At 55.8% G+C, this 12,198-nt stretch carries 11 protein-coding genes and 1 pseudogene; 8 read left to right on the top strand and 4 right to left on the bottom strand.

From position 1 onward, the window contains the following. The first annotated feature begins 64 nt into the window (after nucleotides 1-64). Nucleotides 65-712 carry a response regulator transcription factor gene (locus tag HG421_RS01390; protein WP_169704548.1) on the top strand — a complete coding sequence of 216 codons (648 nt, stop codon included), beginning with the start codon at nucleotides 65-67 and terminating at the stop codon, nucleotides 710-712. A 17-nt stretch (nucleotides 713-729) separates the two neighbouring features. Here HG421_RS01390 and HG421_RS01385 read toward each other — a convergent pair whose 3' ends face one another. From HG421_RS01385 to HG421_RS01375, 3 genes are all read right to left on the bottom strand, one after another. After that, entirely contained in the window at nucleotides 730-4,020 is a 3,291-nt protein-coding gene (locus HG421_RS01385) for an ATP-binding protein (protein ID WP_169704546.1), read from the bottom strand. A 130-nt stretch (nucleotides 4,021-4,150) separates the two neighbouring features. Next, a complete protein-coding gene (locus HG421_RS01380; RefSeq protein WP_248279450.1) occupies nucleotides 4,151-4,324 on the bottom strand; it encodes a transposase in 174 nt (57 codons plus the stop codon). Next, nucleotides 4,324-4,767, bottom strand: a complete 444-nt coding sequence (locus HG421_RS01375) for a helix-turn-helix domain-containing protein (protein WP_248279449.1) — start codon at nucleotides 4,765-4,767, stop codon at nucleotides 4,324-4,326. The genes HG421_RS01380 and HG421_RS01375 overlap by 1 nt, the downstream gene beginning before the upstream one ends. Between HG421_RS01375 and HG421_RS01370 the strand changes: the two genes are divergently transcribed. Then, nucleotides 4,747-5,241: a hypothetical protein gene (locus tag HG421_RS01370; protein WP_168968093.1), complete on the top strand. Its 495-nt coding sequence runs from the start codon at nucleotides 4,747-4,749 to the stop codon at nucleotides 5,239-5,241. The two genes, HG421_RS01375 and HG421_RS01370, sit on opposite strands and share 21 nt — an antisense overlap. Before the next feature lie 63 nt (nucleotides 5,242-5,304). On the opposite strand, the pseudogene HG421_RS01365 reads toward HG421_RS01370, so the two are convergent. Beyond that, a pseudogene (locus HG421_RS01365) lies at nucleotides 5,305-5,535 on the bottom strand (hypothetical protein); the annotation flags it as partial. 384 nt (nucleotides 5,536-5,919) lie between these two features. Here HG421_RS01365 and HG421_RS01360 point away from each other — a divergent pair. From HG421_RS01360 to HG421_RS01335, 6 genes are all read left to right on the top strand, one after another. Then, nucleotides 5,920-6,507 (top strand): fimbrial protein, encoded by a 588-nt coding sequence (locus HG421_RS01360; protein WP_168968551.1) that lies wholly within the window; start codon nucleotides 5,920-5,922, stop codon nucleotides 6,505-6,507. Nucleotides 6,508-6,569: 62 nt separating this feature from the next. Continuing rightward, entirely contained in the window at nucleotides 6,570-7,286 is a 717-nt protein-coding gene (locus HG421_RS01355; RefSeq protein ID WP_168968549.1) for a fimbria/pilus periplasmic chaperone, read from the top strand. Continuing rightward, a complete protein-coding gene (locus tag HG421_RS01350; RefSeq protein WP_211161767.1) occupies nucleotides 7,283-9,949 on the top strand; it encodes a fimbria/pilus outer membrane usher protein in 2,667 nt (888 codons plus the stop codon). The genes HG421_RS01355 and HG421_RS01350 overlap by 4 nt, the downstream gene beginning before the upstream one ends. Further along, nucleotides 9,946-10,479, top strand: a complete 534-nt coding sequence (locus HG421_RS01345; RefSeq protein ID WP_168968547.1) for a fimbrial protein — start codon at nucleotides 9,946-9,948, stop codon at nucleotides 10,477-10,479. The genes HG421_RS01350 and HG421_RS01345 overlap by 4 nt, the downstream gene beginning before the upstream one ends. After that, nucleotides 10,479-11,012, top strand: a complete 534-nt coding sequence (locus HG421_RS01340; RefSeq protein WP_168968545.1) for a fimbrial protein — start codon at nucleotides 10,479-10,481, stop codon at nucleotides 11,010-11,012. Before HG421_RS01345 ends, HG421_RS01340 begins: the two co-directional genes overlap by 1 nt. A 240-nt stretch (nucleotides 11,013-11,252) precedes the next feature. Next, a complete protein-coding gene (locus HG421_RS01335) occupies nucleotides 11,253-12,176 on the top strand; it encodes a hypothetical protein (RefSeq protein ID WP_168968543.1) in 924 nt (307 codons plus the stop codon). Nucleotides 12,177-12,198 lie beyond the last annotated feature (22 nt).

Raw genomic sequence — 12,198 nt, 5'->3', positions numbered from 1 at the left:
GACAGGCGCCCGGCGCCTTCCCATCGACCCTAGAACACACATACCATTTTGGAACCAGTACGAGATGCATAGAATAACGGTAGGTATTGCCGACGATCACCCGATCGTGCTGCTTGGGGTGACAAGCGTGCTCAAAGAGCAACCAGATCTGGAGATTGTCTTCAGTTGCGATGAGATTGGACAACTACTACACCACATTGCGCAACGACCAGTGGATGTGCTTTTGTGCGATTTTGAGTTCGAGAGCGATCCCCAAGCGGATGGATTGCATCTACTGCAACGCCTGCGCCGCGTGGCACCGGCGATGCGCCTGCTAGTGGTAAGCGCACACTCGTCCCCGGCAATCGTATCGGCAGCGCTGGAACTGGGCGCTGCCGGCTTTATCGGCAAAAGCCGTGCGGACTTCGGCAATCTAGCCAAGGCGGTGCGTGACGTCGCCGCCGGTGGGCTCTACGTTCCGCCGGGCCTGAGTGCCGCTTTGTTGGCAACACGCTACAGCAAGAGCCGCACGATCGGCATCGGCACACTCTCGCCCAAGGAGGCCTCTGTGGCGCGGATGACTGCAGAAGGGCTAACCATCATCGAGATCGCGGCGCGCCTGAACCGTAGCCCGAAGACCATTAGCAACCAGAAGCTTGCTGCGATGAAGAAACTAGGCGCCAAGAACGATGTGGAACTTGCGACGCTGCTGCAGGAACTTAAACAACGCTGATACAGGCGTTCACCGAGCTATTGGACTCGCGCATCCACGTTGCCTATGAGTTTCCGGCAACTTGTGAAAAGCGTCATCCAGTCCCCCTTCGCACACTGCCGCTGCAAGAGCTTTACCTCGTCGACCAGTTCATCGAGCCCTAGCGCCATCAGCGCACCTTGCAATCGATGGAGCCGACGACGCAGCGCGTCCAGATCACGCTCCAACAAGGCCCGTTCAATTTGCTCGCGCTCCTTACCCCATTCGGCACGGAATGCTTGGTGCAGCAGCACGTCGAGTTCGTCCGAACCCGGTTCGCGCGAGGCATTGATTTTCAGATTATCTGTGCGATTAAGCATCGTCGTCCTCAACACGCGGCGTAAATCGCTCAGCAGCACAGGCTTCTGCAACTGATCGGAAAACAGCTGGGTATTTGCCTGTATTTCTGCGGCGGCAGAGGCAGAAGTGGCTACGACGCGCGCCTCCGGATCCAGCTCGCGCAGCTTCTGCAGCAGCCCTACACCATCCAGACCTGGCATGCCCAGATCGGTGATGACCAGATCCGCACGCCGCTCCAGCCACATCTCCAGCGCCTCCACGCCATCGACAGCTATCCGCACCTGTTCACAGCCAAGGGCAGCCAGCTGATGCTTGATCAGGGTACGATTCACTGCATCGTCTTCTGCAATCAGAATATCCAATTGCAGTCCGATCGACTCATCGCTGGTCATCGCGCGTGGCGTCTCCGGCGAGACCGCGGCGCCACCAGTCAGGTGGATCAACGCCTCCAGCAGTCCCGACGAGGTCATCGAACTGACCTCGACGTGCTGACCGCGTAGTTGAGGAGCAAACGGTCCTTGGACTGTCACCGACACAGTACCCAGGCGCGGGAGGCGTATCGCATTGAGCGCATGCCATTGGTCATCGGGTGGTTGGGCGATCAACCGGATATCGATCGGCTGATTGACTGACTTACCCTCGACCACCGTTGCCCCCCAATGCCGCAAGCGCTTCAGAAGCGCGGCGTACCAGCTAGAATCGCCGCACACTACCTGAATGGAAACACCGTGTAGCGGGCTCGCCTGTGCACCGGTGCGCACGGTGGGCTTGAATGGAAGATCGACCCGGAACACGCTGCCCACACCCGGTTCGCTGCGAACACTGATTTTGCCTCCCATCAAATGACACAGATTCCTGCAGAGAAACAAGCCGAGGCCGGTGCCGCCATAACGCCGGCTGATGCTGTCGTCAGCCTGTGCTAGCGACTTGAAGATTTCCGACTGCATCGCTGCAGCGATCCCAATACCGGTATCTCTGACTTCAAAGCGTACCCAGACTTCACTTTCCTCCTGACGGATACGCCGCGACGAAATGGTGATCGAGCCGCGTTCGGTAAATTTTGCCGCATTGCCAAGCAAGTTTTGCAAAATCTGGGTCAGGCGCTGCTCATCACCCTCCACCACCTGATCCACATCTGGGTCGGTGAGACAGTAGAACGCGACCCCTGACTGAGTGATCGTAGCCCCAAAACTCTGCGCACAGCGCTCGACCACTTGGTTTGGCGACATCGCCACAGGGCTTATATGCAGGGCATTGGCTTCTAGCTTCGTGGAATCCAGCAGGTCGTTGACCAAGCCAAGCAAGGCATCGAAAGAGCGCTGGATCATTTCAATCCATTCCCTCTGCTGGTAGTCCAGCGGACTGCGCGATAGTAATTCGAGATGCCCCATTGCGCCGTGTAGCGGTGTACGGATCTCGTGACCAACAATCGCCAAAAATATCGATTTGGCGCGACTGGCCTCGTCGGCGGTTTTCGCGGCTTCCACAAGCAAGCGTTCGCTGGCTTTGCGCTCATTGATGTCCACCAAACCAAGCAATACCGCCGGGCGACCTTCGAAGCGCGTCTGTGAAGATGCAACACCAATGCAGCCACTCTTGCCTTCAGCTACTTCCCATAATATCTCTACGAAGGAATGATTGACATCTGTTGGCATCCCAACCGAGCGCTCCTGCATGACGTGGCGATAAAACGGCACCCCATCTTCGACGCTGGTTCCACCGCGCATTCGTCGTGCAACTGAGTTTTCCAGCAATACCGATCCGGTATCCGGTGCATACACACCTATACCGATCGGCAATGTATCAATGATCGCCTTACTGAAATTTTGTGCTTCGATTAGATGCTCCGCGTTCTTCAATAACGGCTTGGTGATCCGCAGATCGAAATACACAGCAGACGTCCACATGAATCCAAGCGCCAACACGCAGATTAATGTAGCGGTGATTAGCTCCGTCCGCAGGTCTTGCAACACATCTTGCCAGCGGTAGGTAGACACAGCAATCCACTGAGGTCCAGAAATACGCTGAAACACGTAAAATACGCCATCCTTGTAGAAATTATGAGCAACTGCATCAGCACGCTTCACCATCCCAACGTTGGCATATAACTGCATGAGCCCCACAGGCTCATATGTCGAGCCCGGCTGATCGCTCAGGTTCTGGCGGGCGTCCTCGCTAAGGAGGAAGAATCGACCATCTGCCCCATTATGGCCCATAAAAAAATGCATGAACTCTTCGCGCGATAAGGATAGAGCCATGGTCAGGGCGCGCTTGTCGCCTTGGTACATTGGTACAACGAGACTGGCAACCGATAGTCGCCGATTCTCGCTAGCAGCCGACAGCCAAAGCGGGCGCCGCTGACGAGCTTGATTCGGCGGAATGGACGCAAGCAGCTGCTCGAACGCACCGATGCGGCTCTGGACGAATTTCCGCGCCCCTTGTGAACGCGCCTGCTGCATTTCGGATAGAGACATCACCGGCGATGCAGCCAGGAATCGCGCGTCCTGCGAATATATGAAGCCATTCAGTGTTAAGCCAACCTTTCTAGCGTCAATCGATGGAACAGCAGAAAGATCGCGCACCACACGCAATGCCATCGCCAGATGTGTTTCATCCTGCGGTTCTTTCAATGAGCTGACAACAGTAAAAGGAATTGCAGTCAGATCGCCATCGGTGACCAAAACGCCGCCATCGCGCACCAAGCTCTCCGCATACCGGCGCAGCGGCACCACATCATTCTGGCGCAGCTTCCATACGCCTTCGTAGACGGCGGCAAACTGAGCAAGCCGTGCAGAGAGCCTGTCCACCTCATTCTGGATGCTCTCACACTTCCTGACAAACTGCATCACCTGGCGACCGTGGTATTGCTCGATGCTCCCAATTCCGAACAGCAGCGCGGAACTGATGGCTGCAAAAGAAAGTACAGCCGCGGATCCATACAATATGCGTCTGTAATAACTCTCCGTTTTGGCTAGCAAACGCCCCGGCATCTCTTCTCTCCAACAACCCTTCAACGGTCGCCAAACCATCATGCCTCGAAGATAGCCGAAAGGCGATAGCGCCTCACTGCGCAACATCCGAAATGGCACAGTAAACGTAACAAAACTGGGTCTTCGCGGATCACTGTGGGCGCAATCGAGCGTTTTCGGGCAGTGGCGGCAGGAAGCTGGCGATGATCTTGAGCTTGAGGAACTCCTCTGACAGGTGGCGCATGATGTGGAACTTGTCGAACACGATGCTGGGGTTGGGCGGGTTCTTGCCCACCGAGCTGCGGAACGGCCGCCACATGTGCATCACCGCCACCTCGATGCCGGCACTGCGTTTTGGCCCACTTCGACGAAGAACTGGTCGATGTCAGGCTCGGTGCGCCAACTGCCGCCGAACCAGATCGGTCGGCCGCCTTCCAGATCGCTGACGCCCACGCGATAGTCGTGGCCATTGTGGATCGCGATCTCGTCGATCCCGATGGCGCGTGGCGCCGGCGTCCCCGCACGACGCCCCTGCTCGGCCATGTACAGCCTGGACAAGTCCTTGACCGTACCGTCGTGTAGCCGCTCCAGCTCCGCCACGGCGGTTTGCGTCATGCTCCAGCACAGATTGCCCACATGCAGGGCGAATCGCTCGGTGTAGCGCGGGTTCTTGGCCAGCCCGTCCAGCCGCTCTAGGTACACGCCGCCACACCCCGGCCAACCGACCCGCCGGCGCCAGAACTCCACATGCAGCGTCCAGCAGGCCACGCGCAGGTCGCGGGCGCGACACGGGCGCTTGTCGTCGCGGCTGCAACACCGATGGCCGCAGCCGGAGCACACGGCCGTTTTTTTAAGGAAACTCTGATCAACACCACCGGCAGACATGAAAAGCCGTCCAGGGACGCGTATTTTGTGTTCAGACCCTCGATTTTCGCCGTTTTCGGCGCATTTGTTGCCGGTTTTCTTAAGCGCCGCAGGGTCACGATCCGCGCCTTCGGGGCGCCGAACACGCCCGTGAGCGTGGACCCGGCCGCGAAGCCAGGGAAGGAAAAACAACGCGCTCAGCCGGCGGCCCTTCTTCATGCACAACACCGCGTCAAGAAGATCAGTACAGGATGCACCACCTTCTGGGACGCCGGAAAGGGCTTGTTTCCCAGGCTCGATGCAGCTTCAAGGGCCTCAACGCACCCACACCAATCCGCAATCGGCCAAAAAAAATTCAAGAATCCCAAGCAATTTTAGGCGGCCACCCATTTCACGCAGAGTAACCAGCTATCCAGACCACTACCTGCTTCGCTCCATCCCTCAGCCACGAGCGTTGCTTGCCATACGCAAGACACGCTCTGGACAAGGTTTGCACCGCATCAGCGCCGTCGCCAGCCGCGGCAGCATCCGTTTCATAGCGAATCGATCCTTGAAGCGATAGGCCGCTTCGGCCAGGTAGCGACGCGCATGCGTGGCCTGGCCCACCGCATGGCAGGTCCCGCTGATAGCATGTTGGACGTTGCCCAGCACCACATTCAAGCAACGCGCTCCTCGCAGGCTGCCGAAATAACCCGATGGACCTTGGCGAATGCGCTGGGTAGAGCCAACACGGAACTCCTGCGTGAAAGCCGAGACTGCCGATGTCGGTCGGAGCCTCGGAATTGGCGGAAAAGCTAGTCATCTATGCAGGTCGGCAGGCCGAAATTAGTATTTCAGCAGCCTGCTTAACGCGCGAACGCGTGCTCTAACACAGCCCCCTCCCGAAGCACTCTGCCTACGTCTTTTTGGGCTCGCGCCCATGCCCTCTCCTTTTCTCGTTAGCGCATACTTTTCCGCGCACAGACATTTAGCGCATCAGTTGATGCCAGTGTCTCGATGCAAATTCCCTCCCCTTGCCCAGCCTATCCAAGCGGGCAGTTTCTTGACCGAGCCAAAATGAAGAAAATCATCTCCTCGCCCCCAGTTCTATTGATGGCCGTTCTATGCGTTTCATCGACGACAGCAATCGCCGCGCCTCCGCCTGTAGTCACCGTGGACGGTGGCACAATCAACTTCACCGGTTCCATCGTCAACACCGCCTGCAGCATTGAGGTCGGTTCGGATGACCAGACCGTTTCACTTGGACAAGTTCGAGCCGATGCTTTCACGGCAAAAGGTGACAGAAGCACGCCGGTGTTGTTCTCCGTTAAGTTGTCCGACTGCGCACTGGCAAAAAGCGCCACGCCGGATATCGACGCCTATTCAAATGTCGCCCTTCAGTTTTCGGGAGTAACTGCAACTACGGACAACACCGTGCTCGGCCTTTCCAATAGTGGCGATGGAGGTAACGCAAATAACATCGGGATTCAGATTTTGGATGGAGGAGTTCCAGTGGCTGTGAATGGTTCTGCAGCAACCCCAAAGCATTTGCTTGGCGAGGGAGAGAACACACTCAGCTTCGCGGCAGCCTACGTCGCCACTGCGCCGGGGGTAACCGCTGGCAGCGCGAGTGCGATGGCCAATTTCAAACTTATCTACGAGTAATCGCCATCAATCAATAAGCTGGCACGCTTGTTTGTCCGCGTGCCAGCTTATGGAAGGATCACATGCATATTTACGGTCTACGTATCAAATTACAAGCATTGCTTGCGGTAACGACATTCGCTTTTTCCTTGAGTGTCTCCGCAAACGGCATCACCGTCGGAGGGACACGGATTGTCTATCCTGCTGAGCAGAAGGTGCGCACTATTTCGGTAAGCAATTCCTCCAAGCACTCGACGTTCCTGGTGCAATCATGGGTCGAGGATGCGCTAGGAAAGAGAACCCACGACTTCGTAGTGACGCCGCCCCTCTACAGCAGCGGTCCTGGAGACGAAAACACCGTACGGCTGATATACGTTGGTGGGCATCCTGCCACTGACCACGAGGAACTTTACTATTTTAACTCGAAGGCAATTCCTTCGATCGATAAAGATTCCCTGCAGGGCAAGAACATGTTGTTGATCGCAACAGTGACTCGACTGAAGCTCTTTCTTCGTCCACACGGTTTGAAGCTGGCAGTCGACCAAGCGCCCAGTAAGCTGACTTTTGAGCAGAACAACGGAAATCTCATTATCAGAAATCCGACGCCGTACTATCTAACTCTTTGCGGCATGAAAGTTGGAAGTACTGAGCTGGAAACCTTGATGGTCGCCCCCAACGGCAGCGAAGCGGTCCCCATGAAAGGCATGGCAGGGGATTCGATCACGTTTCATACGATCAATGACTATGGGGCAACTACTCCAGAACAAAGATCGTCAATATTGAAAAAATCATTGCAGTGAAACTTGAAACGCGTCGATTGCGGCAGAGTCAAATCTATCTTGCATTGGGGCTGCTGTTTCCGTTGGCATGCCTCGGAAAAGGCAATTTATGGTTTGACCCTGCCTTTCTCTCGGACAATGCTCAAGACGTCGCGGATCTCTCGCGGTTTGCGCGTCCCGGGGCGCAAGCGCCCGGCAGCTACCCAGTAGACGTGCTGTTGAATGGCGAACATATCGCCTCCCGCACCATCAACTTCATCGCCCTTCCAAGTAACTCGTCCAACCCGTCTTCAGCCGAGCTGGATAACAGCGACCGAGCCACCGCAGCGCTGCATGATAGCACGGGCCTGCTTGCATGCGTGTCGATCAAGGATCTGTACGAGATGGGAATCAGGCTTACTGCGAATGCTCGTGCAGCGGCTATCGGCGCCGAAGGCGGCGGATGTCGCCCACTCGGTTTGCTTATTCCACAAGCGTGGACCGCGTTCGATTTCAAAAGAATGCGGCTCGATATCAGCATTCCCCAGGTGGCCCTTGAGCACACTCCATCGGGGTGGGTCGATCCCGGACGCTGGGACGAGGGTATCAATGCGGGCTTGCTCACTTACCGCATCAGTGGCAGCAATAGTACCGGAGCATATGGTAGCAACAGCAACCATTATCTTGGCTTGGAAAGTGGCATCAATATCGGTGCGTGGCGCTTACGCGACACCAGAAGCTGGACGGAGTCCATCAACACCATGTCCAGTCATAGCGCCTGGCAGCGCCAACGCACCTATGCGCAACGTGCCATCGTTCCCTGGCGCAGCGAGTTGACGCTGGGCGATACGGTGACCAGCGGCGATATCTTCGACAGCCTTAGTTTCAGCGGCGCAATGCTGGCAAGCGACGACACGATGTATCCTTACAGCCTTCGCGGCTACGCGCCGATAGTGCGAGGTGTAGCCAACACCAATGCCCAGGTCGAGGTGCGGCAGAACGGCTACTTGATATACCAAACCAATGTCTCGCCTGGTGCCTTCGTGATAAATGACCTCACGCCGGGAGCGCTGGGCGGCGACTTGCACGTAAAAGTGACTGAGGCCGACGGGCGTGTCCGCGACTGGATTGTTCCTTATGCCTTGGTGCCGATGCTGCAGAGACAGGGATCGATGAGGTACGAGATTTCTGCGGGACAGTATCGATCCGTAGCGCGCAACTCATTGCACCCGACACTGGGCCAAGGAACCGTGCTGTGGGGCCTGCCGCACAATGTGACCGCTTATGGTGGTGTGCAATACACCAGCCGCTATCTGGCTACGGCGATGGGGATGGGCCTCAACATGGGACGCGCAGGTGCCATTTCCGTCGACATTACCCGCGCAGACAGCCGCATCGCCGATGATTCACGTCATCAAGGCTGGTCGCTGCGATTTCTTTACTCCCATACCTTCGATTCACTGGGATCTTCGTTTCAGATGACGGGTTATCGCTATACGACAGCTGGGTTCTATACCCTTGAAGATACGACCTTGAACCAGATGCGAGGCTGGCAGGCTGCAGCAGATTCTGCGGACCTGGACTGGCACGACCTCTACCGGCAACGGCGGCAACTGCTACAGATCAATCTCTCTCAACGCTTGGGGACGTTCGGCGACATCTATTTGACCAATTCGCACGAAAGCTATTGGAACTCCAGCACAAGCACCGATTCATTACAGATCGGTTTCAGCGGCAGTTACCATCAATCCAGTTTCACTCTTTCTTACAGCGAAATGCGAGAGCCGCACCAATTTGCCACTGATCGTGAATTACAGCTGACCATATCACTCCCCTTGTCGTTTCTATCGTCGCGGAATGACAGCACTCAGACCAGCCACCCGATGTACTCCAGTTTACACAGCAGTCGCAACGATCGGGGCGACACCTCTTGGACCGCAGGTGTCAGCGGAACGGCACTAAAGGATAGCTCTCTGGCCTGGGAGGTGTCGCAGGGGCATGCTGCAGATGGCAATAGTGGCAACACCAGCATCAGCTGGTTGGGTAGATATGGCAACGTCAATCTTGGTTATAGCTACGGTGAGGGTTCTCGGCAAACCAGTTATGGTTTTTCCGGAGGTGTCGTCGTGCATCACCACGGTATGACGTTTGGACAGCCATTAGCCGACACCAATATCCTCGTGGAGGCGCCCGGCGCCTCGGGTCTGACACTGCAAAGCAACCCCGGGGTCAAAACCGATCGGCGAGGCTACGCCGTGGTTTCCTCCGCTCAGCCCTATCAGGAAAACCGCGTTGCGTTAGGACTCGGCAACCCGTCTTCCAATGTCGACATCGTAGATACGGTCCACCGCGTGGTGCCGACCCGCGGCGCTTTGGTCAGTACGCAATTCGTCACCCACACCGGTGCCAGTGCACTATTGACACTGACCCATGCCGGCGCGCCGCTTCCCTTCGGCACCAGTGTCCGCATCGACAACAGCAGCGGCATCGTCAGCGACCAAGGTGAGGTCTTTCTGTCAGGTCTTCCATCCACCGGCACGCTCCGCGCGACATGGGGAGACGCGGCCGATCAGCAGTGCCAAACCCATTACAGCCTGCCGGTAGAAACCGGAGATATGCCGATTCTCAGATTGAAGCTGGCCTGCGACGACTTTCCTATCGCAAACCCTTCTACGGCGGCTGATCGACGGAGCCACGATCCATGACAGGCTGGCAACACAGATACTTGGCAGTTGCGATGCTCTGCGCGTTGATGACAACGGCACGCGCCACGGCAGTCACCACCAGTGTGGCCGTCAAGGTCATCCATAACACCTGCACACTACAGACCGCCGAGACCCTGGTGGCGCTGGATACAGTGGGCGCTGCCAGCATCAGGCAGGGGGCCGACATCGGCGGGAAAGCCTTCTTCGTGACATTGAAGGACTGCGGGGCCGATGCCAAGAACGTCGAGGTCACAGTGGCCGGGGAAGCCGACCCAACCAATGCCAACGCCTTCAAAAACACCTCAACTGCCAGCAGTGCGGCTGCAGGAGTCGGGCTGAGCTTATATGCGGATGACGGGATTACCACCACCTTAATGAAGCCCGATGGTACTGGCCAGGTAGTACAACAAGCTTTGCGTCCGGGTACGGATAATACACTGCACTTCAGAGCCGCCTACACCGGAACCGGGCCGGCGGTCCAGGCGGGCGATTTCCTATCGTCGATCCATTTGATACTAGGATATGAATAATGAATTCCGATATTTCATCTAACTGTTTCCGTGTCGTCACGTTGGGCATTTCGCTTTTTATCGGACCTGCGGCAGCGGCACCAAATGCTTGGATCACCGTTAAAGCGCAAGTAACTCCCGTATGTACGCTCTCGATAAGTGAGAGCGCAATCGATCTTGGAAGCATCTCGGCGCTAACCCTGGAATCGACGGCGCCGGGCACCGCACTCAGCGGAATGACAAAACCGATCGGTGTAACGAGCAGCTGCGTCGGCACGAACCTCGCAACCTTGCTTATCAACACGACGGACGCGGTGAAGGACGGCTATATAGTTCCGGCACCGGGGGATGTTATCCGGTTCGGGATTGATTCGGAGCAAGGACCTGTGCGCCTAGACTGGTCAACAAAAGCTTACAGCATGCCCATAACCCAATCCGGCACCAGCACATACAACAAATTCACCGTCTACGCCGTGGCAGGCGCTGCGCCAGATACCTCAACATCTGCCGGAACTTATACAGCTACCATCCAGTTCACCTTGAGTCCCGGTTAACGGCAGAAGAGTGGTGCACGACGATTCCAAGCACCGACCGCCGCGCACGGCCGTACCCCTTCGTGCGAGCGCTGGGCAGGTCTGTCTGGGTCGAGTTCTAAGGACGCCTCTCGTGGCCCCTGCGAATCCATCGGCTTCCGTAAAATTTCTGCTGAGCGAAACGATTCAGGAATGATGCAATATCGCACTGGATACGTCGAAATTTGAATTTTTTTAAATCTTTCCATTCGGTTTATATTGATGAATAATTCAAGAATATTCATAACATTTCTGCTTGTGACAATCTTTGGCCTTTTAGAAAATGCAGCGATGGCACAGCAGCCTGGAAGTATAGAAATTAAAGCTCAATCTACTAAGGGGCGAGCCACCCTCAGTCATTTCGACCTTCCCCCCTCTAATTATAGCTTCAAGGAAGGAACTGAGTGGTTTCTAGAGAAACCGACAACAGCAGGGCAATGCCAGGTATTTGGTAACGGCACACTGACGGGGAGTGTGACCTTCAGGTTCGGCACCCCTTGGCAACTTGTCACCATTACGGCAGACCAGCTCTTGAGTGAAAATCGCATCAGTCTAGGCTTTCCAGTGGAGTTTACTTCTGGCCCTCTTGTTTACCCTAAAATACAACCTCTTTTCATGAGTTCAACATTGCTTCTTGAAAACTTCTCGCACGAGCCGATTAATATTGGCACGTGGCCTGGCTGTAAACGTATATTATCGTTCGGGAATAATCATTGGAATGTTGCAATTACCGGCGCCGCATCATCCATTCCTATGTGTGAAGTTGGAGTGTCACCCGAAATAATCGACCTAGGGGACATTAATGCAATTGCAGTTTCGCAAACGGCGGCAGGACATGATATTGTGGGTCATTCGGGGACTGCTGATATTAGCGTTACGTGCAATTACTCCGGTTACATTGCAACAGTTTCCACCACCAAGGTTTCAGGCCCATGCATTGGGACCAATACTAATGTATTGCGTTTTTGCGTTGAGATGGCGGGGAAGCGTCTTGATCTGAGTTCCGGTTCCGACAGCATTACTGGGACGGGCGCCATCTTTGGTAGTAAAATAAAATTAGAAATTTTTCCTCAGCGGGCTGCGTGGGTTCCCCCTAAGGCTGGCGTGTATTCTGGTACAGCCAACATTACAGTAACTGTCCCGTAGATTACCTGATTAGGCCCATCCC

Source organism: Xanthomonas campestris pv. badrii (assembly GCF_012848175.1).
Lineage (GTDB): Bacteria > Pseudomonadota > Gammaproteobacteria > Xanthomonadales > Xanthomonadaceae > Xanthomonas > Xanthomonas campestris_C.
The sequence above is the reverse complement of the archived record's forward strand: the minus strand, read 5'-3'. Positions and strand labels throughout refer to the sequence as shown.